General features: G+C 71.4%; 22 protein-coding genes. 13 read left to right on the forward strand and 9 right to left on the reverse strand.

All coding sequences use genetic code 11. From position 1 onward, the window contains the following. Positions 1-6: 6 nt before the first annotated feature. From M8231_RS01625 to M8231_RS01635, 3 genes are all read right to left on the reverse strand, one after another. Positions 7-1131, reverse strand: a complete 1125-nt coding sequence (locus tag M8231_RS01625; protein WP_250202110.1) for a 2OG-Fe(II) oxygenase — start codon at positions 1129-1131, stop codon at positions 7-9. Then, a complete protein-coding gene (folE, locus tag M8231_RS01630) occupies positions 1128-1715 on the reverse strand; it encodes a GTP cyclohydrolase I FolE (protein WP_249751440.1) in 588 nt (195 codons plus the stop codon). Before folE ends, M8231_RS01625 begins: the two co-directional genes overlap by 4 nt. A gap of 195 nt (positions 1716-1910) precedes the next feature. Then, positions 1911-3302, reverse strand: coding sequence for an SLC13 family permease (locus M8231_RS01635; protein ID WP_249751439.1), 1392 nt, complete (start codon positions 3300-3302; stop codon positions 1911-1913). Between the two features lie 89 nt (positions 3303-3391). Between M8231_RS01635 and M8231_RS01640 the strand changes: the two genes are divergently transcribed. From M8231_RS01640 to cckA, 5 genes are all read left to right on the forward strand, one after another. Next, complete coding sequence (locus M8231_RS01640) at positions 3392-4234, forward strand: hypothetical protein (protein ID WP_249751438.1); 843 nt, start codon at positions 3392-3394, stop codon at positions 4232-4234. Between the two features lie 162 nt (positions 4235-4396). Continuing rightward, positions 4397-4660, forward strand: a complete 264-nt coding sequence (gene fliQ / locus M8231_RS01645) for a flagellar biosynthesis protein FliQ (RefSeq protein ID WP_249751437.1) — start codon at positions 4397-4399, stop codon at positions 4658-4660. Between the two features lie 29 nt (positions 4661-4689). Then, the gene (gene fliR / locus M8231_RS01650; RefSeq protein WP_249751436.1) at positions 4690-5463 is read left to right on the forward strand and encodes a flagellar biosynthetic protein FliR; all 774 of its coding nucleotides are present in this window, start codon (positions 4690-4692) and stop codon (positions 5461-5463) included. Continuing rightward, the gene (flhB, locus tag M8231_RS01655; protein WP_249751435.1) at positions 5456-6532 is read left to right on the forward strand and encodes a flagellar biosynthesis protein FlhB; all 1077 of its coding nucleotides are present in this window, start codon (positions 5456-5458) and stop codon (positions 6530-6532) included. Before fliR ends, flhB begins: the two co-directional genes overlap by 8 nt. 71 nt (positions 6533-6603) lie before the next feature. Next, complete coding sequence (gene cckA, locus M8231_RS01660; protein ID WP_249751434.1) at positions 6604-8631, forward strand: cell cycle histidine kinase CckA; 2028 nt, start codon at positions 6604-6606, stop codon at positions 8629-8631. A gap of 73 nt (positions 8632-8704) precedes the next feature. Here the strand turns inward: cckA and M8231_RS01665 are convergent, their stop codons facing one another. Beyond that, a complete protein-coding gene (locus M8231_RS01665) occupies positions 8705-10276 on the reverse strand; it encodes a hypothetical protein (protein WP_249751433.1) in 1572 nt (523 codons plus the stop codon). Positions 10277-10423: 147 nt separating this feature from the next. On the opposite strand from M8231_RS01665, the gene M8231_RS01670 reads away from it, so the two are divergent. Further along, entirely contained in the window at positions 10424-12256 is a 1833-nt protein-coding gene (locus tag M8231_RS01670; RefSeq protein ID WP_249751432.1) for a DUF885 domain-containing protein, read from the forward strand. A gap of 7 nt (positions 12257-12263) precedes the next feature. Here M8231_RS01670 and M8231_RS01675 read toward each other — a convergent pair whose 3' ends face one another. The 3 genes from M8231_RS01675 to M8231_RS01685 are packed head-to-tail and all read right to left on the reverse strand — an operon-like array spanning position 12264 to position 14643. After that, on the reverse strand, positions 12264-13172 hold the full coding sequence (locus tag M8231_RS01675; protein WP_249751431.1) for an NAD(P)/FAD-dependent oxidoreductase: 909 nt from the start codon (positions 13170-13172) through the stop codon (positions 12264-12266). Beyond that, positions 13169-14290 carry a DUF1176 domain-containing protein gene (locus tag M8231_RS01680; protein ID WP_250202111.1) on the reverse strand — a complete coding sequence of 374 codons (1122 nt, stop codon included), beginning with the start codon at positions 14288-14290 and terminating at the stop codon, positions 13169-13171. The genes M8231_RS01675 and M8231_RS01680 overlap by 4 nt, the downstream gene beginning before the upstream one ends. A gap of 14 nt (positions 14291-14304) precedes the next feature. Beyond that, on the reverse strand, positions 14305-14643 hold the full coding sequence (locus tag M8231_RS01685; RefSeq protein ID WP_249751429.1) for a hypervirulence associated TUDOR domain-containing protein: 339 nt from the start codon (positions 14641-14643) through the stop codon (positions 14305-14307). Between the two features lie 180 nt (positions 14644-14823). On the opposite strand from M8231_RS01685, the gene M8231_RS01690 reads away from it, so the two are divergent. From M8231_RS01690 to M8231_RS01700, 3 genes are all read left to right on the forward strand, one after another. Next, positions 14824-16044: an NADP-dependent isocitrate dehydrogenase gene (locus tag M8231_RS01690; protein ID WP_249751428.1), complete on the forward strand. Its 1221-nt coding sequence runs from the start codon at positions 14824-14826 to the stop codon at positions 16042-16044. Positions 16045-16165: 121 nt separating this feature from the next. Then, positions 16166-16732, forward strand: a complete 567-nt coding sequence (locus M8231_RS01695) for a DUF2939 domain-containing protein (protein WP_249751427.1) — start codon at positions 16166-16168, stop codon at positions 16730-16732. Between the two features lie 17 nt (positions 16733-16749). Continuing rightward, positions 16750-17304, forward strand: coding sequence for a DUF2939 domain-containing protein (locus M8231_RS01700; protein ID WP_249751426.1), 555 nt, complete (start codon positions 16750-16752; stop codon positions 17302-17304). 42 nt (positions 17305-17346) lie between these two features. On the opposite strand, the gene alaS is transcribed toward M8231_RS01700, so the two are convergent. After that, positions 17347-20010 carry an alanine--tRNA ligase gene (gene alaS, locus M8231_RS01705; RefSeq protein ID WP_250202112.1) on the reverse strand — a complete coding sequence of 888 codons (2664 nt, stop codon included), beginning with the start codon at positions 20008-20010 and terminating at the stop codon, positions 17347-17349. A gap of 131 nt (positions 20011-20141) precedes the next feature. Here alaS and M8231_RS01710 point away from each other — a divergent pair, with 131 nt between their 5' ends. Beyond that, the gene (locus tag M8231_RS01710) at positions 20142-21263 is read left to right on the forward strand and encodes an acyltransferase family protein (protein ID WP_249751425.1); all 1122 of its coding nucleotides are present in this window, start codon (positions 20142-20144) and stop codon (positions 21261-21263) included. Here M8231_RS01710 and M8231_RS01715 read toward each other — a convergent pair. Continuing rightward, positions 21260-21493, reverse strand: a complete 234-nt coding sequence (locus M8231_RS01715) for a hypothetical protein (RefSeq protein ID WP_249751424.1) — start codon at positions 21491-21493, stop codon at positions 21260-21262. The two genes, M8231_RS01710 and M8231_RS01715, sit on opposite strands and share 4 nt — an antisense overlap. Positions 21494-21586: 93 nt before the next feature. On the opposite strand from M8231_RS01715, the gene M8231_RS01720 reads away from it, so the two are divergent. The 3 genes from M8231_RS01720 (at position 21587) to M8231_RS01730 (ending at position 25001) form a co-directional block, all read left to right on the forward strand. After that, positions 21587-22576 carry a helix-turn-helix transcriptional regulator gene (locus tag M8231_RS01720; RefSeq protein ID WP_249751423.1) on the forward strand — a complete coding sequence of 330 codons (990 nt, stop codon included), beginning with the start codon at positions 21587-21589 and terminating at the stop codon, positions 22574-22576. Between the two features lie 72 nt (positions 22577-22648). Then, the gene (locus M8231_RS01725; RefSeq protein WP_250202113.1) at positions 22649-24085 is read left to right on the forward strand and encodes a M1 aminopeptidase family protein; all 1437 of its coding nucleotides are present in this window, start codon (positions 22649-22651) and stop codon (positions 24083-24085) included. Positions 24086-24170: 85 nt separating this feature from the next. Then, entirely contained in the window at positions 24171-25001 is an 831-nt protein-coding gene (locus M8231_RS01730) for a universal stress protein (protein WP_249751420.1), read from the forward strand. Positions 25002-25030 lie beyond the last annotated feature (29 nt).

The following is a 25030-nucleotide window of genomic DNA, read 5'->3' on the forward strand; positions in this document are numbered from 1 at the left end:
GGGCGATCAGATCAAGGGCTGGGCGCGGTCGCGAATCCACTGCGACAGCACCCATTTTTCCCCGTCCGTGGGTGGAAGGCCCGCATGCAGGCTGCGTTCGACGGGGCGTCCGTCCAGATCGACGTTGAAAAACAGCAGAGCGTCGCCCGCCTTGGCCTTGAAATCCCACTCCAGCCGGGGAAAGGCGGTTTCGCCACCCGCATAGCCGTCGTTCAGATAGGCCAGGAAGGTGGCCGTGCGTTGACCCTGGCGGTGCAGCGCCTCGGCCAGCGCCGGCGCTGCGGGATCCAGATAGTCGTAGTGCGGCCGATACTGCTGGCCGACCTGGTAGTTCAGCACATTGGCCGGCTCGAACGTCTCCAGCCGCAGGCCGGAAGCGACCGCCATGCGCGCGGCGACCAGCGTCAGCACGACATCGGTGTCCAGAAGGCCGAAGCCGGCGCCGCGGCTGGTGCGAATGCCGTCGGTCCTTACGCCGCCGGCCTCGGCGTCATAGACCCTGAGCACATCCAGCTTTCGGTCTGCGCGGCGACGGATCCAGAGACAGGCGAGGGGAGGCAGGAAGTCGCTGAAGATGCGGATTCTTGGTGTCTCGCTGATCTCCGCCGGCGTCGGCGGACCCAGCCAGGCGGGCAGGTCTATGGCGCGGCGGGCCCTCTTCAGACGATCCTCGGACAGGGGAGCGCCGCGATCAACGCGGGCCAGGAGGTCCTCATCGTTCGCCAGCACAGCCAATTGCGCGCTGGCGTCGACATTGTCTTTCAGGGCGGCGCTCAGCAACAGGTCCAGCGCCGCGTCGCCGCTCGGCGGGCGGCCCAAACCGCGCAGCAGCAGGACGGCGGCGCGCATCGCGGCCTCCACGCCGCCCATTTCGGCCGCGCGGTGGATGCGTTCGGCGCCCTGCGCCGGGGCGAAAGGGGCGGCCCGACCCACCAGAAGCCGCGACCCCAGAGCCGTTTCCGCCTCGAGGCTCCCGCCAGCGGCCGCCTGCTGCAACCACCCCAGCGCCACGTCGTGACGTCCCTCTCGGTCGAAGATCGCCGACAAGGCGATCTGCGCTTTCACGTCGCCGTCCCTGGCCCGGGCGTGAAGCGCCAGCGGATCCAACGGTTCGGTGACGGGCGCGGTCACCCTCGCACCAGCCGCAGGAACTCCTCGCGGGTGCGGGGGTCGTCGCGGACCACGCCCAGCAGGCAACTGGTCGACAGGCTGGCGCCGGGCACGTTGACGCCGCGCAGGGTCATGCAGCTGTGCTCGGCCTCGATGACCACGCCGACGCCCTGGGGCTTGAGCACCGTCTGGATGGCCTGGGCGATCTCGGAGGTCATCTTCTCCTGGATCTGCAGCCGCCGGGCGAAGCCGCGCACCACCCGCGCCAGCTTGGAGATGCCGACCACGCGGTCGGTCGGCAGATAGGCGACGTGCGCCTTGCCCACGACCGGCAGCATGTGATGCTCGCAGAAGCTGACGAAGCGGATGTCCTTGAGCACCACCAGCTCGTCATAGCCGCCGACCTCCTCGAAGGTCTTTTCCAGATACTGCAGCGGGTCGACCTCGTAGCCGGCGAACAGCTCGCGATAGCTGCGGGCGACGCGCGCCGGGGTCTCCAGCAGCCCCTCGCGGGCGGGATCGTCGCCGGCCCACTGGATCAGGGTGCGCACGGCGGCCTCGGCTTCGGCCTGGGAGATTTTCGGAGCGTGGGGGGCGTCGGTCATGGGGCCTTCATAGTCACGCGGGACGGCGAAGGGGAGAGCCGGCGGCCGGATAAGCGAAAACGCCCCTTCGGACCCGCGACGAAAAACACCGTATGAATAGTGTGAATCGTGTGAAATCCGCCGGACGCGAGACGGCGCCCGACAGGCCAGATGGTCGCGCGACGGCCGTTTTCAAGCCGCCCCGCGCGCCCGGCCTCAGAACGGGAAGAAGATCGGGATGGCGATCATGGCGGCCGCCCAGGTGATCAGGTTCAGCGGCACCCCGACGCGGACGAAGTCCATGTAGCTGTAGCCGGCCATGTTATAGACCAGCACATTGGTCTGATAGCCGAACGGCGTGGCGAAGGCGGCCGAGGCGGCCATCATCACCGCCACCAGGAACGGGCGGGGATCGACCCCCAGGCTTTCGGCCAGGGCCACGGCGACGGGCGTGATCAGGACCGCGACGGTGGCGTTAGACAGCAGTTCGGTGGCGAACAGGGTCACGCCGTAAAGCACGATCAAGGCGCCCAGCGGTCCCAGCGGCCGGATCACGTCGATCAGCCGTTCCGCCCCGGCCTGGGCCAGGCCCGTCACCTCGATGGCGGTGCCGACCACCACCATGCCGGCGATCAGCAGCAGGATTTCGGGACGCAGGCCGGCGTAGGCCTCTTCCGGGGTGATGGTCCTGAGCAGGATCAGCAGCACCGCGCCGGCGAAGGCCGCCGCCGCGATCGGCGCCCACCCCAGGGCCGCCGCCGCGATCACCAGGATGAAGACGACCAGCGAGGTCAGGGCGGGGCGCAGCTGGAACGGCCGGTCGGCCGCGCCGTAAAGCTCGACGTCGCCCAGATGGGCGTCGCCCGAGCCGTCGGACTGATTCCGCGATTCCCCCAGGCGAGGCAGGTTGAACGGCAGGCGGCGGCGCCGTTCGGCCCGCGCGCGCTGCAGCGCCTCGGCCTCCAGCCGGGCGGCCTCGGCCTCGTCGCGGGCGACCGTGCGCCCCAGCTGGCGCGCGCCGACGAAATAGAGCCACAGCCCGCCCACGGCGGCGATGACCAGGCCGACGGGGGTGATCTCGAACAGGCTGAACACCGGCTGGCCGGCGTTGCGGGCCATGTCGTTGACCAGCAGGTTGGTCGAGGTCCCGATCAGCGTCAGCAGCCCCCCCAGGACCGTGACGTGGCTGAGCGGCATCAGGAAGCGCTTGGGCGACAGCTTCAGCGACTTGGCCACGTCCCGGATCACCGGCGCGGCCAGCACCACCACGGGCGTGTTGTTCAGAAAGCCGCCCACCGCGCCGCACAGGCCGATGACGATCCAGATGCCGCGCGCGCCCACCCGCGACGCCAGCCGCGTGGCCTGGCGGATCAGCAGGCCCAGAAGCCCCGACAGCTCGATGGCGTAGGCGATGACGAACAGGCCGGCCAGGGCGATGATGGCCGGGCTGGCGAAGGCGCCCTGCACCTCGACCGGACGCACCACGCCGAGCAGAAGAAGCGCGGCCGAGCCCGTCAGCGCGACGACATCGGCGCGCGCCTTGCCGTGGATCAGCGCGCCGACGACGGCGACGAGCACGACCAGGGCGGCGATCTGATCGAAGGTCATTGGCCCTTGGAGACTCCCCTGCGCGGTCCAGGTCAACCTTTTTTCCGCGCCCGCCCCCCAACCAGCGAACGGCGTGCTAGGGTGGTTCCATGCTCGAACCGATCGCGATCCGTCGCCTGCCGGTCGTCGCGCTCGCCGCGTCCGGCCTGGTCCTGACCGCCTGCCAGGAGGAGCCGGAGACGACCCCGGCCGCGCCGCCGCCCGCCGCCCGACCGACGTCGGCGCCCGCCACGCCGCCGACGCCGCCCGTGCTCAGCCGCGCCGACCTGATCCAGGCCGCCGAGGCCGCGGCCTCGGCCTATGCGGCCGGGGGCGCGGCGGACCGCGACAGCCTGTCGGGACGCCGCTTCGCCGTGCGACAGGCCTTCGGCTGCCAGGGCGCCGCCCCCGCCCCCGCCGCGGCCGAGGACGCCGCCGGCGACGGCCTGGCCCGCTGGTCGTGGGGCGCCGAGCGCAAGACCCTTCGCCTCAGCCTGACGCCCGGCGACTGGACGCAGTCCGCGCTGATCTCGGGCGGGGACGCCGGGTGGGAGGCGGTCGAGGGCTTCTGGTTGAACCGGCCTTGGATGCGCGCGGAGGGGTGCCCGGCCGCGCAGGGCGACCCGCTGGCCAGCGGCCCGGCGGCGCCCTCGCCCCAGACGGTGGGGCTGGCGGCGGTGCACGAGCAGGACGGTTCGCGCCTGGGCCGCCGCAACGGCCGCGCCTACAGCTTCGTGGTGCGCGGCGAGGGCGACCAGCCGGCGGCCGCGCCCGTCGGCGGCTATCGCCTGGTGCTGGAAGGCCGCCTGACCGCCTTTCCCGACGGGCGGGCGTTCCAGTGTCGCGCCACCAGCCCGGACCAGCGCCCGGTGTGCGTGGCCGCGGCCCAGATCGACCGCGTCGCCTTCGAGGACGCGGCCGGCGCCGTGCTCAGCGAGTGGCGACCGGGCTGAGGTCGACGGGCGTTCGCCCGCGCCAGGGCCGCCCGCGCGCGATCCTGGCGTGCGCGGGCCGATCCCACTGGGGCGATTTAGGGCGCGCGGCCGGCGGAAGTTAGCGCGCCGTTAACCATCCTCCCGGCATTTTCTGCCCGGTAGTTTTCCGGGGAGCGGCCGATGAGCGGCGCCGAGGTTTTGGACGTGGGCCGCGACGCCATCTGGCTGACGATCCAGCTGTGCGCGCCGGTGCTGCTGGTGGGCCTGGTGGTCGGCGTGGTGATCGGCCTGTTCCAGGCGCTGACCCAGATCCAGGAACAGACGCTGATCTATGCGCCCAAGATCATCGCCATCTTCGTCTCGCTGCTGCTGTTCCTGCCGCTGATGGGCGCGCTGCTGGGCGGCTTCATGCGCCAGATCGCGGCCCGCATCGCGGGGATGTAGTGGGGCGCCTGCGGATGGAGCGCTTCTAGATGGAGCCCTGGGCCACCGCCGACCAGGTCTGGGCGGGCGGGCTGATCTTCGCCCGGACGGCCTCGATCCTGATGCTGATCCCCGGCGTGGGCGAGGCCTATGTGCCGCCGCGCATCCGCCTGTCGCTGGCGCTGGTGCTGACCCTGGCGCTGTGGCCGGTGGTGGCCGGGACCCTGCCGGCCGTGCCGTCCACCGTCGGGGGCATGGCCGGGTGGGTGATCCGCGAGGCGGTGGTCGGCCTGATGATCGGCCTGTTGCTGCGAATGTTCATGGCGGCCCTGTCCACGGCGGGCGAGATCGTGTCGCTGCAGACCACGCTGAGCTTCGCCCAGACGGCCAATCCGCTGCAGGCCCAGCCGGGCACGACGATCGCGGCCTTCCTGACCCTGCTGGGGGTGACGCTGCTGTTCGCCACCAACACCCACCACCTGTTCATCGCCGGGATCGTCGGCTCGTACCAGCTGATGGCGCCGGCCAAGCCGCTGATGCTGAACGACTTCGCGGCGGTGGCGGTGCGCACGATGGGCGAGGCCTTCCTGCTGGGGGTGCAGCTGTCGGCGCCGGTGCTGGTGTTCGCCCTGATCTTCAACCTGGCCTCGGGCCTGGTGGCGCGGGTCATGCCGCAGTTCCAGATCTTCTTCGCCGCCGCGCCGCTGAGCGTGATCCTGGGGCTGTCGGTCTTCGCCCTGAGCCTGGGGGTGCTGGGCACGGTCTTCATCGACCGCTACCGGCGCCTGGCCGAATATTTCGTGGCGGGAGGGTCCGGTGGCTGAAGGCGCCGATCCCGAGTCCAAGACAGAAGAGGCCACCCCGCGAAAACTTGAGGAGGCGCGCAAGAAGGGCGACGTCGCCAAGTCCGCCGACGTCGGCCAGGTCATGGCCCTGACGGGGGCGGCGGCGGTGATCCTGGGCGGCGGGGGCTGGTTCGCCTCGTCGATGGCCGAACAGCTGCTGCCGTTCATCGCCCAGCCGCACGAGATGCTGGGGGCGCTGGACGGGGGCGGCGGAACCGAGATCTTCGCCCACGCCCTGTGGGCCATGGCGCCCTTCCTGGGGGCGGTGATGCTGGCCACCATCATCGGCGGGGCGGGCGGGCATCTGGCGCAGTCGGGCCTGATCTTCTCCGGCGAGAAGCTGAAGCCCAAGTGGTCGATGGTGAACCCGCTGGAGGGGTTCAAGCGCATCTTCGGCGTCGACGGCCTGGTCCAGTTCCTCAAGACCTTCCTGAAGCTGATCGCGGTGTGCGTGGTCTGCTGGCTGGTGCTGAAGCCGCACACGCGCGAGCTGGAGAACCTGGCGGCGATGAGCCCCCTGGCCCTGCTGCCGCTGGCGCGGGACATGGCGATCAGCCTGTTCGTGGCGGCCATCATCCTGCTGGGGGCGACCGCCGGGGCCGACTTCCTGTGGCAGAAGTTCCGCTTCGCCAAGCGGATGCGGATGTCCAAGGAAGAGCTGAAGGAGGACTACAAGCAGACCGAGGGCGACCCGCACGTGAAGGCCAAGCTGCGCCAGATCCGCATGCAGCGCAGCCGCCAGCGGATGATGCAGAACGTGCCGAACGCCACGGTGATCGTCACCAACCCGACCCACTATTCGGTGGCCCTGCGCTATGAGCCGGACCAGGGCGACGGGGCCCCGATCTGCGTGGCCAAGGGGGTCGACGCCCTGGCGTTGCGCATCCGCGAGGTCGCGCGCGAGCACGCCGTGCCCATCGTCGAGAACGTGCCGCTGGCCCGCGCCCTCTACGCCCAGGTCGAGGTCGACGAGGTGATCCCGAAGGAGCATTTCGAGGCCGCCGCCAAGATCATCGGCTTCGTCTTCCAGTCGCGCCGCCGCCGATAGGGGCCCGGTAAGGGTCCGGCAGCAATTGGGCGTATGATCGCCCTTCTGATTCGCCTTCGCCGCGAGGCCCCATGACCGCTCCCCGACGCCTGCCCTTCGATCCGTTGCTGGTCGTGATGGCGGTCGGGCTGGTGCTGGCCGTGGCGGCGATGGCCTATCCGGCCTTCCGGTCGGACCCGCTGTCGGCGCCGGGGCTGATGCTGATCGTCACCGCCGGCCTGATCGCCCTGATCGGCCTGTTCGCCTTCCGCCGGGCCGAGCCGCGGGCGGCCGACAGCGACGCCGCCATCGACATCCTGGACGCCATGGCCGAGCCGGCGGCCCTGGTCTGGGCCTCGGGCCAGGTGCTGGCCTTCAACGCCGCCTGGGCCGAGGCGAACGGGGCGACCACCGCCCTGCCGCGCGGCAAGTCGGCCCAGGCCCTGTACATGGCCTTCGCCCAGGCGCGGAAGGGCCTGCCCGGCCACGCCATCGTCACCATCGGCGCGCGCGAGGTCGAGGTGGTGATCGGACAGGCGGGCGAGGGGCGCTTCCTGCTGCGCGCGGCGCCCGAGGCGGCGCTGCCGGTTCCGGTCGCACCGCGTCCCGCCCCTGCGACGGGCGAGGCCCGCGCCATGGCGGCGGGCGCCCCCTTCGGATCGGCGGTGATCGCGGGCGAGGACCTGTTCGCGGGCCGCACCGAGGAGCCCAACGCCGCGCTGCAGGTGCTGACCGGCCCGGCCGCCGCGCGCGACGCCGCCTTCGGCCACCTGTTCGACGCCGCCGGCGTGATCGAGGCGCGGGCCAAGCTGGCCGCCGGCTCGTCCGGGCCGATCGAACTGGTCGCGCGCGCCTTTCCGGACAAGGCGCTGCATCTCTATGTGGCGCCCGAGGGCGACCGGCGGCGCATCTGGCTGTTCGACGTCTCGGCGCAGAAGTCGATGGAGCTGCAGCTGTCGCAGGCCCAGAAGATGCAGGCCGTGGGCCAGCTGGCCGGGGGCGTGGCGCACGACTTCAACAACCTGCTGACGGCGATCCAGCTGCAGCTGAGCGGCCTGCTGGAGCGGCATCCGGTGGGCGATCCCTCCTACGAGGGGCTGAACGAGATCCGCCAGACGGCGATCCGCGCCGCCGACCTGGTGCGCAAGCTCTTGGCCTTCTCGCGCAAGTCGACGGTGCGGCGCGAGCGGCTGGATCTGGGCGAGCTGGTGGGCGAGTTCGCCATCCTGCTGCGCCGGCTGCTGCGCGAGGACGTGCGGCTGGAGACCGACTACGGCCGCGACCTGCCGGTGGTCGTCGCCGACAAGAGCCAGCTGGAGACGGCGGTGATGAACCTGGCCGTCAACGCGCGCGACGCCATGCGCGGCCATGTCGAGCCGGGCGCCGGCGTCGTGACCATCCGCACCCGTCGCTTGACCGCCGAACAGGCGCGCGGCCTGGGCTGGGCCGAGGCGACGACCGACGAGGTGGCCCTGATCGAGGTGGCCGACACCGGCCCCGGCGTGCCGCCCGAACTGGTCGACAAGATCTTCGAGCCCTTCTTCACCACCAAGGCGGTCAACGAGGGCACCGGCATGGGCCTGGCCACCGTCTATGGCATCGTCCAGCAGGCGGGCGGCCACATCACCGTCGGAAACGGCGAGGCGGGCGGCGCGGTGTTCCGCATCTTCCTGCCGGCGGCGGGCGAGGCGGAACTGGCCGAGGTTCAGCCGGTCGAGGTCAAGGTCAAGGCGCCGCGCGACCTGTCGGGCGCCGGCCGCATCCTGTTCGTCGAGGACGAGGCGGCCGTGCGCGGCATCGCCGCCCGCCTGCTGCGCCAGCGCGGCTATGAGGTGATCGAGGCCGCCGACGGCGAGGAGGCCCTGCTGCTGGCCGAGGAGAACGCGGGTCGGATCGACATGCTGATCTCGGACGTCATCATGCCGGGCCTGGACGGGCCGTCGCTGCTGAAGAAGGCGCGCCAGTACCTGGGCGACGCGCCGGTCATGTTCATCTCGGGCTATGCCGAGAGCGACTTCTCGGACCTGCTGCAGGACGAGAAGGGCGTGTCCTTCCTGCCCAAGCCCCTGGACATCAAGACCCTGGCCGAGCGCGTCAAGCAGGAGCTGCACGCGGCGTAGCGCGCCGGCGCCCGGCGCGCGGGCCTCCGGCCCCACGCGCGTCTGGAGACGCGCGCTCTGGATCTGGGCCGCGTCAGCGCTTCAGCGGCGGCGCCACGGCCACGGCCCAGACCTGGGGCGTCTCAAGCGGGGCGTCGCAGGCGGCCTCCAGCACCGCGCCCTCGCGCGTGCGGTAGCGCACCGGCAGCGTCTCCGCGCAGCGCTTCTGGACCGCCTCGAACATCGCGGCGCTGTCCTGCTGCGGATCGAAGCCTTCCACCGCGTCGATGACCGGGCCGCCGGACAGGGGACCGCAGCGGTCCCCGTCCAGCTTCAGGGCGCCGGGCTCGTCGTAGAATCCGTAGGTGCCCTGGCAGTTGGCCGCGGCCACATGGAACAGGGCGGCGACCCGCAGGTCGTTCGGCCCCGGCGCGTTGACGAAGCGGACGCCCAGGCGGGCCATGCGGTCCTGAAGCCTCCGCCAACGGCCCTCTCCCGGCTCCTTCAGGAAGGTCCGGGCGGCGCTGTCGGGAGGAAGGGCGGCTTCGAAGTCGGCGACGCCATAGCCATCCTGCGGGTTGCGGCGGCCGGCGCCCAGCACGTCGCGCCAGACCGAAAAGACATCGCCCGCGCCGGCCTGCCGAAGTTCCAGGTCCGCGAGCCACTGGACCAGGGTCCCGCAGTCATAGACCGCGCCGCCGGAGCGGAGCGAGCTCTGATCCAGGCCGTCGACGCCGATGGCCCGGCGGCAGCCGTTCAGCCGGCCCGCCAGTGCGGTCCGGGCCTGCGCCTCGGACATGGCGTCGCTGGAGACGGCGCCCGCCAGGGCGGCGTATTCGGCCCCGCCTTCGTGCAGCCAGGGCGCGGCGTCGCCGTCGCGCGTCACGACGCCGTGGCCGTTCCAGAGGTGGAAGACCTCATGCCAGACGAAGAGGGCGACCGCATCGGGATCGTATCTCCAACTGTCGCCGTGAAAGCGGACGGAGATCACGCCGGTGTCGGTCACGTCGCCGCGAAAGCCGCTGGGACCGGGACTGTCGGTGCTGACCACGATCGCGGGCCGGTAGGGGAGGTCCAGCCCCAATCGCGCCTGATAGAAGGCCATGGAGGAGACGAAGGCGTCGCGGATCGGCTGCGCCAGGTCGGCGGGCAGGTCGGGGCGAGCGACGATGGCCCCACGCTCATCGCCGCCGACATGGTCCGCCGGACCGACGAAGGCGTAGCCGACGATCGCGTTGTCGGCCGGCAGGGCCACGTCCGACGCGGCGTCGGAAAACCGCAACCGCGTGTCCTGGCCCCTTGCGCGCAGGGCCGGGCCATAGACCACGTACCCCTCGCCCGCGCGGCTCAGGCCCATGTAGATGCGGTCCACCTCGGCCGCGTCGGGCGTGATCCGCAGGTCGAAGCTGGAGAAGGGGGCGTCGCCCGTCACGACGCCGTCGGCCAGCGCCAGCCCCTGGGTCTCGACCCGCCAGCGGTCGCGGATGACGTCCTTGTCGTCGAACGTGAAGGACCGGACGGGGGCGGGCAGGCGGTATCGGACCAGAACGCCCTCCGCCGTGCGTTCGACCCGGGCCTCGACCGGCGGCGTGGACGAGCTCGGCGTTGAGGCCGCAGAAGAGGCCGTCCACGCAAGCGCCATGAGCGATGCGGCGATTCCGTTCATCGTCTTTCCCCCGATTTCGCCTGGAGGCTAAACGTGTCGGTTGCGTCGATGCAAGCGACGACGGCGCCAAGGTCCACGCGCACATTTCGCTTGCGGCGCGGACGGACCAGGGCTCCAGTACGCGCCTGTCTTTGGGGAGCTGAAACCATGATCGATCGTCGCCGCCTGATGTTCACCGCCGCGGCCGGCGCCGCGCTGGCCGCTTCGGGCCAGGCCCTGGCGCAGGATGCGCCCGCCGCGCCCGCCGGGGACGCCGCCGGCCAGCTGAACGCCCTGATGGACCGCATCTTCAAGGAGATGCTGCTGGACTCGCCCGAGACCCTGACCAGCCTGGGCTTCGACAAGGGGCCGAACGCGGCGATGAAGTCGCGGCTGGACGACCGGTCCCAGGCCAAGGTCGAGGCCGACAAGGTCAAGTTCCGCCAGGCCATGACCGACCTGTCCGCCATCGACCGCGCGGCCCTGCCGGCCGCCTCGGCCGTGCACTACGACACGCTCAAGTATTTCGGCGACACGGTCGTCAGCGGCTACGACTTCCCCTACGGCGGCGGCTTCTTTCCCTCGCCCTATACGGTCAGCCAGCTGAGCGGCGCCTATCAGAGCATTCCCGACTTCCTGGACAGCCAGCATTCGATCGAGACGGCCGAGGACGCCGAGGCCTATCTGTCGCGCCTGGAAGCCTTCGGCCCCGCGCTGGACCAGGAGACCGAGCGGGTGCGCGCCGACTTCGCCGCCGGCGCCGTGCCGCCCGACTTCATCATCGCCAAGACCCTGCAGCAGATGGGCGCGATCACCGGGGCGGAACCGGCCAGCCTGACGCTGGTGGACTCCATCCGCCGCCGCACGGCCGAGAAGGCCATTCCCGGCGACTGGGCCGCGCGCGCCGAGGCGATCGTGAACGCCGGCGTGCTGCCGGCGCTGAACCGCCAGGCCGACGTGTTCAAGGCCGCCCAGCCGACCGCGGTGCACGACGCCGGCGCCTGGCGCCTGCCTGACGGCGACGCCTATTACGATTTCGGCCTGCGCTACTTCACCACCACCAACATGACCGGCGACGAGGTGCACGAGATGGGCCTGGCCCAGGTGGCCGAGCTGACGGCGCGCGCCGACGAACTGCTGAAGGCCGAGGGCATGACCCAGGGGTCGGTCGGCGAGCGCATCGCGGCCATGAGCAAGGACCAGCGCTTCATCTATCCGAACACGGACGAGGCCAAGGAAGAGCTGCTGGGCAAGCTGAACGAGCAGATCGTCGCCATGGAGGCGCGCCTGCCCCAGTATTTCGGCCGCATTCCCAAGTCGCCGGTCGAGGTCAGGCGCGTGCCCAAGGCGATCGAGGCGGGGGCGCCCGGCGGCTATTACAACAGCCCGGCCCTGGATGGGTCGCGGCCGGGCTACTACTACATCAACCTGCGCGACACGGCGGAATGGCCCAGCTGGACCCTGCCGACCCTGACCTATCACGAGGCGACGCCGGGCCATCACCACCAGATCGCCCTGCAGCAGGAAAACGCCGACACCCCCATGCTGATGAAGATCCTGGGCTTCTCGGCCTATACCGAGGGCTGGGGCCTGTACGCCGAGCAGCTGGCCGACGAGATGGGCGCCTATGAGGACGACGCCTGGGGCCGCATCGGCTATCTGCAGTCGCTGATGTTCCGCGCCGCGCGCCTGGTGGTCGATTCCGGCCTGCACGCCAAGCGCTGGAGCCGCGAGCAGGGCATCCGCTACATGGTGGACACGCTGGGCGACCAGGAAAGCGCGGTGACCACCGAGGTCGAACGCTATTGCGTCTGGCCGGGCCAGGCCTCCAGCTACAAGGTCGGGCACACCAAATGGGTCGAACTGCGCGAGAACGCCCGCCGCGACCTGGGCGACAAGTTCGACATCCGCGCCTTCCACGACACCGGGCTGAACGCCGGCGGCGTGCCGCTGACGGTGCTGGAGCGGGTCATCGGCGACTGGAAGGCCACGGTGGCCTGAGCCTTCGTCAGTCCGCCACCGTCCAGCCGTCGGCGCGTCTGAGGGCGTTGTGGATGTCGGTGGCGGCGACGGCGGCCTCGGCGGTGGCGACGGCGATCTGGTTCAGGCCGCGCACCACGTCGCCGGCGGCCCACAGGCCGGGCAGGCTGGTGGCCTGGTGCAGGTCGACCTCCAGCCGTCCGTCGGCGGCCAGCCGGGCGCCCAGGTCGCGGGCCAGTTCGGCGTTGGGCGATGTGCCGAGCGCCGAATAGACCAGGTCGAAGGCGCGGCTCTGGCCGCCCCAGCCCAGGGCGGTGACGCGATCCTGCTCCAGGCGCACGGCCTCCAGCGGGGCGGCGATCACCTCCACCCCCAGGCGGGCCATCTCGTCGGCCTGGGTCAGTCTGTCGGCCGGGCCGATGTGGATCAGGGTCACGCGGTCCGAATAGGTGCGCATGAAGGCCGCCTCGCGCGCGCCCTTGTCGCTGTCGCCCAGGATCGCCACGGCCTTGTCCGTGGCCTCGTAGCCGTCGCAGATCGGACAGATGCGCACCAGGGCGCGCTGCACGGCGCGCTCCACGCCGGGCAGGTCGGGATGGTGGTCCACCACGCCGGTCGCCAGCAGCACCGCCCGCGCGCCGATCCGCTGGCCGTCCATCACGGCGACGAAGGCGTCCTCGTCCCGCATCAGGCGCTCGACCCGGCCCGGACGGATCTCGGCGCCGTATTCCAGCGCCTGTTCGCGCATCCGGCGCAGGATGTCGGGGCCCGACACCCCGGCGGGGAAGCCGGGCATGTTGTGGCTGAGGGGGATCCAACAGGCGCGCGGCTCGCCCGCATCGACGACCAGCACCCGGCGGCGGAACCGACCCAGATACGTGGCCGCCGTCAGCCCCGCGGGGCCGGCGCCGACGATCACGACCTCGGGGGCGCTCATCGGCTGCGCCACAGGCTGGGCCACAGGTCGCGGGGCACGCCGGCGCAGTCGCGCATCTCGGACTGCTCGGCCAGGGCGAAGCCGCGCCCGTTCCAGACCCACCGCTGGGCCACGCCGCAGTCGCCGACGCCGCGGCCCTTGTTGAAGGCGCTCAGGCTGCGCGTGGCGGGGTCGTAGGCGGCGTTGACCACGGTGTCGACCGTCCCGCCCTCGGCGACGGGAAAGGCGAGGGGCGTGGGATCGGCGCCGTTCGGCCCGGTCACATAGACCGCCGAGCCCAGGTTGTAGGCCCCCGCGAAACAGGGCACGGCCCACAGCTCCCGGTCGGCCGAGAGCCGGGCCGAGAAGACGGCCTTCTGGACATAGTCGTTCCAGGCCGTCTCCTGGCGGCAGGCCTTGACGGCGGGCAGGGCCTCCAGGGTCCTGGGCAGGGTCTGGTCCTCGTCGCCGAAGCCGGCCTGATCGGCGGGCGGGGCGGCGGTCACCCGGGGCAGGTCGGGCGCGCGGGTCGAGGCGGGGCGGTCGCCGACCCGGACCAGGGCGCCGGGCGTTTCCAGCCGGCCCTGCCGCTCGTCGATCCACAGCAGGGCCGCCGCGGCGCCGGACAGGGACAGGTCGACGCGCTGGCCGCCCGCCGACAGGATCGCCTTTCGGCCGGCCGCCAGCGCCCGCGCCACGACGGGGGCGTCCGCGGCCTCCACCTGGCTGACGGGCAGGTCGGCGTCGGGGTCTCGCTGCGTGACGAAGGCGCGGCCGTCGATGGTCAGGGTCAGGGGCGCGGTCGGGGCGAGCCCTTCGGCGCCCGGCGACCACAGGCCCACGGCGATGCGGGGCGCGGCCTGCGCCTCGGGCGCCAGGGCCAGGCGCAGCCAGCCCTGGTCGGGCAGGCTGGACGGGGCGAAGGCGAAACAGGCCGCGCCGTTGTCGCAGGCGGCGCGCCAGTCGCGGAACGCGCGCTGTTCGGGTCGGGCGGACAGAACATCGCCGGCCGGTCGGTCCATCGCCGCCGGCAAGGCCGGCGCGGCGGCGTCGCCCTGGTCGTCGCCTTTCTGGCCGGCGCCCTGGCCGCACCCGGCCAGCAGAAGGGCGGACAGGCTGCAGATCGCCAGGGGTCTCATCGGTGGTCTCCCGCTCAGGCCTTGCGCAGGGCGTCGGGCTTGTGCGCGGCCCGGGCGCCGGTCTTGTCGCTCTCGACAAGATACTCCGGCTCCGATGGAGAGGCGGCGACCTTGTGGCCCTTGATCTTGGTCGGCCGCGTCAGCTTGCGCACCACCTCGCCCTTGCTGGAACCCTGGCTGTGGTCCCAGCGCACCGTGTCGCCGGGCTTGAAGGTCTTGTCGGTCATGGCGGGCTCCGTCCTGGCGTCATGCTCAGCGAGCAGGCGGCGCATCAGTTCCGGATCGACGACGGGCGGAGGTTCCAGGAAGGTCAGGATCCAGCGATCCAGCAGTTTTCGGTCCTCATCTTGCATCCAAACCCCGCCTTGCTTCGCCGATGGGCGGAGATAACCCGCCGGCTCCGGAACGGTTCAGCTTGGCCGTGGGCGGCTTTTTCAGGGCGGGGTCGACGGCGGTCGGGGTTTGCGCGGCCGTTCGCGGCGGCTATATCGCCGCCACGACATTCCTTCCCCAGAGCAGAGGCGGACGCCCCCATGGCCAAGATCAAGGTCCAGAACCCCATCGTCGACATCGACGGCGACGAAATGACCCGCATCATCTGGCAGATGATCAAGGACAAGCTGGTCTTCCCGTTCCTGGACCTGGAGCTGGACTACTACGACCTGGGCATGGAGAACCGCGACGCCACCGACGACCAGGTGACGATCGACGCGGCCCACGCGATCCAGAAGCACGGCGTCGGCGTCAAGTGCGCCACCATCACCCCCGACGAGGCGCGGGTGAAGGAGTTCGGCCTGAAGAAGATGTGGAAGTCGCCGAACGGCACCATCCGCAACATCCTGGGCGGCGTGGTCTTCCGCGAGCCGATCATCTGCTCGAACGTGCCGCGCCTGGTGCCGGGCTGGACCCAGCCGATCGTCGTCGGCCGCCACGCCTTCGGCGACCAGTACAAGGCCACCGATTTCAAGGTCCCCGGCCCGGGCAAGCTGACCATCAAGTTCGTCGGCGACGACGGCGAGACGATCGAGCACGAGGTGTTCCAGTTCCCCGGCGCCGGCGTGGCGATGGGCATGTACAATCTGGACGACTCGATCCGCGACTTCGCCCACGCCTCGTTCGGCTATGGCCTGGCGCGCAACTATCCGGTCTATCTGTCGACCAAGAACACCATCCTCAAGGCCTATGACGGGCGCTTCAAGGACATCTTCCAGGAGGTGTTCGACGCCGAATACGCCGAGGAGTTCAAGAAGCGCGGCCTGACCTACGAGCACCGCCTGATCGACGACATGGTCGCGGCCGCGATCAAGTGGTCGGGCGGCTTCGTCTGGGCGTGCAAGAATTACGACGGCGACGTCCAGTCCGACATCGTGGCGCAGGGCTTCGGCTCGCTGGGCCTGATGACCTCGGTGCTGATGACGCCGGACGGCAAGGTGCTGGAGACCGAGGCCGCCCACGGCACCGTGACCCGTCACTATCGCCAGCACCAGAAGGGCGAGGCCACCTCGACCAACTCGATCGCCTCGATCTTCGCCTGGACGCGCGGCTTCAAGCACCGCGCCAAGCTGGACGGCAACGCCGCGCTGGATACCTTCGCCGACACGCTGGAGAAGGTCGTCGTCGACACGGTCGAGGCCGGCTACATGACCAAGGATCTGGCGCTGCTGGTCGGCGACCAGCAGGGCTGGCTGACCACCGAGGGCTTCCTCGACAAGGTCGCCGAGAACCTGAAGGCCGCCCTGCCCGAAGCGGCGTAAGACAGAAGGTCCTCCCCCGCCTCGCGGCGGAGGATTTCAAAGCCCCGTCGGAGCCATCCGGCGGGGCTTTTCGTTGCGCACCTGTCCGGGCCGTGCATGATGGCCGTGGGGGAGTGCAAGCGTGAAGCGGCTGTTCGGCAATCTGATCCTGGCGGCGGTGGTCCTGGCCGTCGTCGCCTTCTTCGCGGCGCCCGCCGTGGCCTTCCTGGCCATCCGTTCGGCGGCCGAGGCCAGCGACGTCCAGGGGCTGAACCGGCTGATCGACTTCAACGCCGTGCGCCAGTCGATCCGGCCGCAGCTGACCGGCCGGGCCGAGGCGATGGCCCCGCCGCCCGCCTTCCTGGAAGACCCCATCGGCGCGCTTCGCCGCCAGTTCGAGAACAATCCCATCATCCGCCCGCCCGACGCGGACGCCTATCTGACGCCGGCGGCCCTGGCGGCCCTGACGCGGGGGGAGGGGCGCCAGGCCGACCGCTGGTCCGCGACGCCGCCGCCCGCCGCGGCCGAGCCGGTGCGCAAGCCCTGGCCCCGCCCCGCCTATTGGGGCGTCAACCGCGCGCGGCTGGCGGTGTCCGACCGCGCGGGCGCCCGCACCGTCTTCACGTTCGAGCGGCGCGGGCCGTTCGAATGGCGGCTGGTCCAGATCGGCCTGCCGCCGGCGCCCGCGCCCGTCCCTCCCGCCGCCTGAACGCCAAGGTCACGCCAATGCGTCGCAAGCTTCTTCTGGGTCTGGGGATCGCCGTCGTCGCGGGCGTCGTGATCGCGGCCTTCGTCTCGCCCTTCGTCGCCGCGCAGGGACTGATCCGCGCGGCGCGCGCGGGCGACGCAGCCGGACTGGAACGGCGCGTGGATTTCCCGGCCTTTCGCCAGAGCCTGAAGACCGAGCTGAACGCGCGGGCCGCCGTGGAAATCCGCGAGCGGGCCGGCGACGACCGGGGGCTGGCGGCGCTGGGGATGCTGCTGGCGCCCAGCCTGGTCGACGGCGCGGTCGACAGCTTCGTCACCCCCCAGGCGATCGCCGCCATGGTCCGCTCGGCCGAACGCCCCGAACCGGAGGAGCCTGCGCCGTCCGAGGACACGCCGGCGGTCCCCAAGGACAGGGTGCACCAGGCCTGGGCCTATCGCGGGGTGAACACGTTCGCGGTGACCCTGACGCGCGACGACCAGCCCGACGAGGCGCTGGTCCTGATCATGAGCCGTCGGGGGCCGTTCACATGGAGGCTGTCGGGCGTGGACCTGACGCCCGATCCGATGATGTAGCGCAGATCCTCCCCCGTTTCGCTGCGCTGCACGGGGAGGATCTTAGCCCTGAAGCGCCGCTCGGACCGCCGCCAGGCCGTCCTCGGCCTTGGAGCCGTCGGGCGCGCCGCCCTGGGCGAAGTCGGGCTTGCCGCCGGCGCCCTGGCCGCCCATGGCCAGCACCGCCGCGCGGGCCAGGTCGGCGGCGTTGACGCGGTCCGTCACGTCGGAGGTGACGGCGACGGTGACCGCCGCCTTGCCGTCCGTGACGCCGATCAGCGCCACGACGCCCGAGCCGACCTGCTTCCTGAAGTCCTCGGCCACGCCGCGCAGGCCCTTGCCGTCCACCCCGTCCAGCACGCGGGCGATCAGCTTGATCCCGCCGATCTCCTCCGGCGCCGCCTCGGCGCCCGAGCCGCCGCCCAGGGCGAGTTGCTTCTTCAGCTCGGCGACCTGTTTCTCCAGCGCCTTGACCGAGGTCTGCAGGCCCTCGACCCGGCCCGGCACGTCGGCGGGCTGGATCTTGAAGTCGCGGGCCAGGCCGCGCGCGACCTTGGCCTGGCCCTCCAGATAGAGGCGCGCCGCCTCGCCGGTCAGGGCCTCGATGCGGCGGACGCCGGCGGCGACGCCGGTCTCCTGCACCACCTTGAACAGGCCGATGTCGCCGGTGCGGGCCACATGGGTGCCGCCGCACAGTTCGACCGAATAGGGCGCGTTGTCGGACGTGAGCGACCGGCCCAGCGTCAGCACCCGGACCTCGTCGCCGTACTTCTCGCCGAACAGGGCGATGGCGCCGGCCTCGATGGCGTCTGCGGGGCCCATCAGCCTGGTTTCGGCCGGCACGTTCTGGCGGATCACGGCGTTGACCTCGGCCTCGATGGCGGCCAGTTCGTCCTCGGTCACGGGGGCGGAGTGGCTGAAGTCGAAGCGCGCGCGTTCGGCGTCGACCAGCTGGCCCTTCTGCGCCACCGCCGCGCCCAGCACGTTCTTCAGCGCCGTGTGCAGCAGGTGGGCGGCCGAGTGGTTGGCGCGCGTCGTGGCGCGCTTGTCGGCGTCGACCAGCTGGGCGACGCGGGTTCCGATCTCCAGCTTGCCGGCCGTGACCTGGACCGACAGGACGTGCAGGTCGCCCGCGTGCTTCTTGACGTCGATCACCTCGGCGTCGCCCGAGGTTCCGTCGGCGCCGGACCATTCCAGGGTCCCGTGATCGCCCGCCTGGCCGCCGCTTTCGGCGTAGAAGGGGGTCGTGTCGAACAGGACCTCGACGATGTCGCCGGCCTCGGCGGCCTCGACCGGCTGGCCGGCCTTCATCAGGGCCAGGACCTCGCCCGATCCCTCGACGGCGTCATAGCCGGTGAAGACGGTCGGTCCCATGCGGTCGCGCACGGCCAGCCATTCGCCGGCGTTGGCCGTCTGGCCCGAGCCCTTCCAGTTCTCGCGCGAGCGCTGGCGCTGCTCGGCCATCGCCGCCTCGAAGCCTTCGACGTTGACGGAAAAGCCGCGGCGGCGCGCCTCGTCCTGGGTCAGGTCCAGCGGGAAGCCGTAGGTGTCGGACAGGGTGAAGGCGGTCTGGCCGTCCAGCATGTCGCCGGGGCGGAAGCCCTGAACCGCCGTGTCGAACAGGGCCATCCCCTTGGACAGGGTGGTGCGGAAGCGGATCTCCTCCTGCTTCAGCGTGTCCTCGATGAAGGCCTGGGCGCGGGCCAGTTCGGGATAGGCGGCGCCCATCTCGGCCACCAGGGTCGGCACCAGCCGGTGCATCAGCGGGTCCGAGGCGCCCAGCAGGTGGGCGTGGCGCATGGCGCGGCGCATGATCCGGCGCAGGACATAGCCGCGCCCCTCGTTCGACGGCGTGACGCCGTCGGCGATCAGGAAGGAGGAGGAGCGCAGGTGGTCGGCGATGACCTGGTGCGAGGGCTTGCGCTCGCCCTCGGCCCTGGTCGAGGTGGCGTCCTCGGAGGCCGCGATCAGGGTCTTGAACAGGTCGGTCTCATAGACCGAATGCACGCCCTGCAGCACGGTGGTCATGCGCTCCAGGCCCATGCCGGTGTCGATGGACGGCTTTTCGAGCTTGCGAACGATCTCATCGTTCTCCTTCTCGAACTGCATGAAGACGTTGTTCCAGATCTCCACGAAGCGGTCGCCGTCCTCGTCCGGGCTGCCGGGAGGGCCGCCGGGCACGCTGTCGCCGTGGTCCCAGAAGATTTCGGTGCAGGGGCCGCACGGGCCGTTTTCGCCCATGGCCCAGAAGTTGTCCGAGCCGGCGATGCGCACGATCTTGTCGTCCGAGAAGCCCGCGACCTTCTTCCAGATCGCCGCCGCCTCGTCGTCGTCGATATAGACGGTGACCATCAGCCGCTTGGGATCCAGGTCGAAGTCCCGCGTCACCAGGTTCCACGCCCGCTCGATGGCGTGTTCCTTGAAATAGTCGCCGAAGGAGAAGTTCCCCAGCATCTCGAAGAAGGTCAGGTGCCGGGCGGTGTAGCCGACATTGTCCAGGTCGTTGTGCTTGCCGCCGGCGCGGACGCACTTCTGCGACGAGGTGGCGCGCGGATAGGGCGGCTTGGCGGCGCCGGTGAAATAGTCCTTGAACGGCACCATGCCCGCGTTGACGAACAGCAGGGTCGGGTCGTTCTGCGGCACCAGCGGAGCCGAGTGCACCTTCTCGTGGCCGTCGGCCGCGAAATAGTTCAGGAAGGTGGAGCGGATCTCGTTCAGGCTGGGCATGGCGTCTCGGGCTTTTAGGCGCGGGGCTTTGGGGAAACAGGCCATATAGGGCGTCGCGGCGCGCGAGGCCATGCGTTTCGCGACCTCAACGCCCCGCTATCGCCCGCTGCGGGTTGGCGCTATGGGGCGGGATGATCTCCAAGACCACCCGGTTCGACGTGCTGGACGCGCTCAGGGGCCTTTGCGCCATACTGGTGGTCTTTTTCCACCTGCCCGTCAGCAGCCACTTCCACGCGCTGCCGCTGACCCGCCACGGCTATCTGTTCGTCGACTTCTTCTTCGTCCTGTCCGGCTTCGTCATCGCCCACGCCTATAGCGGGCGGATCGGCACGGTCGGCGACGCGGGGCGCTTCCTGGTGCGAAGGGTGGGGCGGGTGTGGCCGCTGCACATGGCGATCCTGGCCGCCTTCGTGCTGCTGGAGCTGTGTCGGCTGTGGTTCCGCTTCGACGCCGTGCCGCCCTTCTCCGGCGACCGGGCGCCGCAGTATCTGATCTCCAACATCCTGCTGGTCCAGGCCTTCGGCCTCCATCATCACCTGACCTGGAACGGGCCGGCGTGGAGCATCAGCGTGGAGATGGGCTGCTACGTCCTGTTCGCCCTGATGCTGCTGGCGGCGCCGCGCCGGTTCACGCCGATCGCCGTGATCCTGGCCGTGGTCGGGGCGCTGGTCGTGCTGACCTTTGCTCCGCGCTACATGAACACGACCTACAACTTCGGCTTTCCCCGGGCGATGTACGGCTTCCTGCTGGGCTGTCTGGTGCAGCGCATCTGGAGCGCGGCGCCCGATCCGGGGCAGGGCCTGGTCCGGTGGCTGGAGCCGATCAGCCTGATCGCCGCCGTGGCCTATGTGTCGCTGGCGCGCGGGCCGTGGACGGTGCTGGCGCCGCTGATCTTCGCCGTCTGCATCTGGGTGTTCGCCTCGGAGGCCGGGCGGGTGTCGCGCTGGCTGTCGGCGCGGCCGCTGCTGCGCCTCGGCCACTGGTCCTATTCGATCTACATGACCCACATGCTGGTCATCACCGTCATGCTGATCGTGGCGCGGAAGGCCGGGATCATGGAGAACCGGCGCATCGACTTCGGCTCGGTATGGCTGAACGACCTGTTCGCCCTGGCGGTGCTGGCCTTCATCGTCGGCCTGTCGGCCCTGACCTACCGCTGGATCGAGACGCCGGGCCGCGACTGGGTCAACGGCTGGCTGAAGCGGCGGGACGCGCGGCGCGCGCGGCCCGTCCTCGCCGCCGAGACGGCCTAGGCGGCCATCCGCCATTCGGGCTGAACCTGGCCGAAGCGGCCTTCGTCCCACAGGGCGTCCTCGTCCGAATAGCGGGCGCTGGCGGCGGCGAAGACGACGTCCACCACCTGCTCCTCCAGCCGGTCCCAGATGACGGCCAGGTCGGCGCAGCCGTCGGCCTCGCACGGGACGATGATGTAGCGTTCGGCGTTGACGGCGGCGTGGGCGGGGTGGGGGCGGAAGCGGGCCATGTGAGGATCTCCTGAAGCGTTCGCCTCTTGTCGATGAGGACGTTATGGAGCAGCATTGCGCCAGAAACGGACGTATCATTTCGAGGGCGCGCGGTGCGGCACGACAAGGCGGCGATGGTGATCGAACTGGCGCGGCGCATGGCCGCCAGCGCCGAGGGCCTGACCATCGACGAGATGGCGCGCGAGATGCGCGTGGGCCGCCGCACCGCCGAGCGGATGCGTGACGCTGTGCTGATGCTGTTCCCCCAGGTGGACGAGGTGTCGGACCCGCCGACCAAGCGCTGGCGCATCCGGGGCGGGCTGTCGGCCTTCGAACAGGCGCCGACCGCGACCGAGATGCTGGAGCTGACCAAGGCGGCCGCGGCCCTGACCGCCGCCGGCGAACCCGTGCGGGCCGCCGCCCTGCAGGGGCTGGAGCGCAAGATCAAGGCGGCCATGCGCTCGACCACGCTGAACCGGATGGCGCCGGACCTGGAGGCCCTGGTGCGGGCCGAGACCATCGCCGTCCAGGCCGGGCCGCGCCCCTCGGCGGACGAGGCCATGCTGACGGCGATCCGCGCGGCGGTCCTGGCGCAGCAGCCGCTGGGGTTCACCTATTGCCGACCGGGCGCCGAGCCGCGACGGCGCAGCGTGGCCCCGTGCGGCGTCATGTTCGGCCGCGCCAACTATCTGGTCGCCGCCGACCGCGAGACGGGCCGCATCCAGACCTTCCGCCTGGACCGGATGAGCCACGTCGCCCCGCAGGAGGGCGTGGCGGCCCCGCCCGCCGACTTCGACCTGACCGTCTTCGCCAGCCAGTCCTTCGGCATCTATCAGGACGAGATCGAGGACGTGGTCCTGCGCATCTCGCCCGAGGGCGCGGCCGAGGCGCGCGGCTGGCGCTGGCACCCGACCCAGAGCTTCGAGGACCAGCCGGACGGGTCGGTGATCGTGCGCTTCCGCGCCTCGGGGATGCGCGAACTGGCCTGGCACCTGTTCACCTGGGGCGAACAGGCGACCATCCTGGCCCCCCAACGGCTGAAGGCGGTCATGGCCGGGGAACTGGACGCCGCCCGGCGCGCTCTGGACGCCGCCGGAGGATGACCAAGGCTTAAGGTGACGCGGGCGCGCCGCCGACCTAAGCCGTTGGACCTCTTCCTGTCAGTGGAGATCCGAATGCCCCGTCGCCCGGCCCTCGCCGCGTCCTTCCTGGCCCTGTCCGCCTTGTGCGTGGAGGCCTGCGCCCCCGTCGCCGCGCCGCCCCCGTCGTCCGCCCAGCAGGCGCCGAGGGTCGAGGTCTCGGTGGTGCGCGACGGCGACGACTGGAGCGTGGACTATGTGCTGGATCGCGACGCGCCGGCGTGGGCCTTCTTCAACTCGGCGCTGTTGCGCGACAGCCGCCGGCCGTGGCGGCCGGACTGGTGGACGGTCCAGACGCCGGGCGTGACGATCGAGCGTGTCGGGGACTATGACGTGCTGCGGTCGACCGACGGCGGGCCCGTGCCGCGTCGCGTCAGCATCCGGATGCGGCCGCGCCCCGGCGACCTGGAGGCGGCCTACGACCCGGCGCTGGTCTTCTCGGACGGGACCGTGGCCCTCTATTCCGAACAGTTCGACGTCATCCCGCTGGAGGCCGCCGCCGCCGCCCGCGACCTGCCGCGCGACCTGAACGGGGTCGCCGTGCCGGGCGGGCCGGCGCGCGTGACCTGGCGCGACGCGGCCGGGCCGGTGCTGTTCAAGGGCGAACGGCGGGCCGAGGTCACGGCCGTGGAGGCCGAGACCTATGTGCTGTTCGGCGAGGCGACGACCCGCCAGGGCGACGGCGTGACCACCGTGGTCGATCCCGGCCTGCCGCGCTGGCTGGGCGACGAACTGGCCGGCTTCACCCCGCGCGTCATGGGCTATTACGCCCGGCGGCTGGGGCCGGCGCCGGGCGACGCCCCGACCCTGATGGTCAGCTGGACCGGCCCGACCAGGTCCCTGTCCAGCATGGGCGGCAGCGTCCTGCCGGGCATGATCTCCATGAGCTTCGAGGGGGAAGGGGTGCTGAACCCCGACCGGGAGGCGCTGGACCGCGCCCACTGGTTCATCGGCCACGAGGGCGCGCATTTCTGGCTGGGGCAGGCGGTGCGCTATGAATACGCCCGCGACATGTGGATCACCGAGGGCGGCGCCGACCTGATGGCGGTGCGGGCGCTGAAGACGCTGAACCCCGCCTATGACGCCCGGGCCGAGTTGCAGACCGAGGTGGACGACTGCGTGCGGCTGACCCAGGGGCGCTCGGTCGTCACCGCCGCAGACCGGGGCGAGCACCGGGCGCACTACGCCTGCGGCGCCGTGTTCGCCATGGCGGCCGAGGGCGCGCAGAAGGCCCGGACCGGCGGCGACTGGTTCGACTTCATCAAGCCCCTGCTGGCCCAGCCGGACGGCGTCCTGACGCGCGAGGAATGGCTGTCGGCCCTGACCGGCGTGTCGCGCGACCCCTCGCTGCGCCTGGGCGTCGAACAGTTGCTGGACCAGGGCGCGGCCGACCCCGCCGCCGTCGTCGCCCGCCTGTTCCAGCGCACCGGCGTCGCCTTTCGCATGGACGGCGGGCGGGTCGTGCTGATCTAGGTCGCCGCGTCCAGGGATTGATGCGGATCAAGGCGCGGCGGCCCGGGCGGGCGCATCCAGGCTTCGAACACAAAGGAGCCTGGCCATGACCTGCGCCAATCTGATGGTCTATGTGGACGACGAGCCGGACAATGTCGCGCGGATCGGCTTCGCCTGCGATCTGGCGCGGGCGCTGGACGCCGAGGTGATCGGCGTCTCGGTCAGCGAGGCCGAGCCGCCCCTGGCGGACGTCGCCGCGGTGGGCGGCATGGCCGGCGAAATCCTGTCCCTGCGGCGCGACCAGGCCGCCGCCGAACTGGCCGAGGCCCGCGCCCGCTTCGCGGCGACGGCCGAGGCGGCGAACGTACGCCATTCCTGGCGCGCGCAGATCGGCTATCCGGCGGCCTGGCTGGCGCGTCAGGCGCGCGCCGCGGACCTGCTGCTGATCGGCCGCGAAGGGGGCCGCCGCCCCTATCGCGCCCCGGATGCGGGCGACCTGGTCATGGCCGCCGGCCGTCCGGTCCTGATCGCCCCGCCGCAGGCCCAGGCCGCGCCGCTGGACGGCGTCGCCCTGGTCGCGTGGCAGGACGGGCGCGAGGCCCAGCGCGCGACCGCCGGCGCCCTGCCTTTGCTGCGCCGGGCCCAGGCCGTGCGGGTGGTCGAAATCTGCGCCCCCGACCAGGCGGACGCGGCCCAGGCGCGGGTGCGGGACGTGGCCGACTGGCTGTGTCGCCACGGCGCAGCGGCCGAGGGCGAGGTCCGCATCGCCGACGACCGCCCGGCGGGCGACCGGCTGCTGGCCTGCGTGGAGGAGACGGGCGCCAACCTGGTCGTCGCCGGCGCCTGGGGTCATTCCCGCCTGCGCGAATGGGTGCTGGGCGGCGTCACCCAGGCCCTGATCGCCCGCTGCCCCGCCTGGTTGCTGCTCAGCCACTGAGGCGGATGCGCTCTTGTTATGGACCATTC

It is taken from the genome of Brevundimonas albigilva (genome assembly GCF_023573565.1).
Taxonomy (GTDB): domain Bacteria; phylum Pseudomonadota; class Alphaproteobacteria; order Caulobacterales; family Caulobacteraceae; genus Brevundimonas; species Brevundimonas albigilva.

Bases quoted from the DNA above. Each gene is read 5' to 3' on its own strand.
- M8231_RS01725 (WP_250202113.1), top strand. From the start codon at position 22,649: ATGCCCCGTCGCCCGGCCCTCGCCGCGTCCTTCCTGGCCCTGTCCGCC.
- M8231_RS01675 (WP_249751431.1), bottom strand. From the start codon at position 13,172: ATGAGCGCCCCCGAGGTCGTGATCGTCGGCGCCGGCCCCGCGGGGCTG.
- alaS (WP_250202112.1), bottom strand. From the start codon at position 20,010: ATGCCCAGCCTGAACGAGATCCGCTCCACCTTCCTGAACTATTTCGCG.
- M8231_RS01640 (WP_249751438.1), top strand. From the start codon at position 3,392: ATGCTCGAACCGATCGCGATCCGTCGCCTGCCGGTCGTCGCGCTCGCC.
- M8231_RS01700 (WP_249751426.1), top strand. From the start codon at position 16,750: ATGCGTCGCAAGCTTCTTCTGGGTCTGGGGATCGCCGTCGTCGCGGGC.
- cckA (WP_249751434.1), top strand. From the start codon at position 6,604: ATGACCGCTCCCCGACGCCTGCCCTTCGATCCGTTGCTGGTCGTGATG.
- fliQ (WP_249751437.1), top strand. From the start codon at position 4,397: ATGAGCGGCGCCGAGGTTTTGGACGTGGGCCGCGACGCCATCTGGCTG.
- M8231_RS01710 (WP_249751425.1), top strand. From the start codon at position 20,142: ATGATCTCCAAGACCACCCGGTTCGACGTGCTGGACGCGCTCAGGGGC.
- M8231_RS01680 (WP_250202111.1), bottom strand. From the start codon at position 14,290: ATGAGACCCCTGGCGATCTGCAGCCTGTCCGCCCTTCTGCTGGCCGGG.
- folE (WP_249751440.1), bottom strand. From the start codon at position 1,715: ATGACCGACGCCCCCCACGCTCCGAAAATCTCCCAGGCCGAAGCCGAG.
- M8231_RS01730 (WP_249751420.1), top strand. From the start codon at position 24,171: ATGACCTGCGCCAATCTGATGGTCTATGTGGACGACGAGCCGGACAAT.
- fliR (WP_249751436.1), top strand. From the start codon at position 4,690: ATGGAGCCCTGGGCCACCGCCGACCAGGTCTGGGCGGGCGGGCTGATC.
- M8231_RS01670 (WP_249751432.1), top strand. From the start codon at position 10,424: ATGATCGATCGTCGCCGCCTGATGTTCACCGCCGCGGCCGGCGCCGCG.
- M8231_RS01635 (WP_249751439.1), bottom strand. From the start codon at position 3,302: ATGACCTTCGATCAGATCGCCGCCCTGGTCGTGCTCGTCGCCGTCGTC.
- M8231_RS01690 (WP_249751428.1), top strand. From the start codon at position 14,824: ATGGCCAAGATCAAGGTCCAGAACCCCATCGTCGACATCGACGGCGAC.
- M8231_RS01685 (WP_249751429.1), bottom strand. From the start codon at position 14,643: ATGCAAGATGAGGACCGAAAACTGCTGGATCGCTGGATCCTGACCTTC.
- M8231_RS01665 (WP_249751433.1), bottom strand. From the start codon at position 10,276: ATGAACGGAATCGCCGCATCGCTCATGGCGCTTGCGTGGACGGCCTCT.
- M8231_RS01715 (WP_249751424.1), bottom strand. From the start codon at position 21,493: ATGGCCCGCTTCCGCCCCCACCCCGCCCACGCCGCCGTCAACGCCGAA.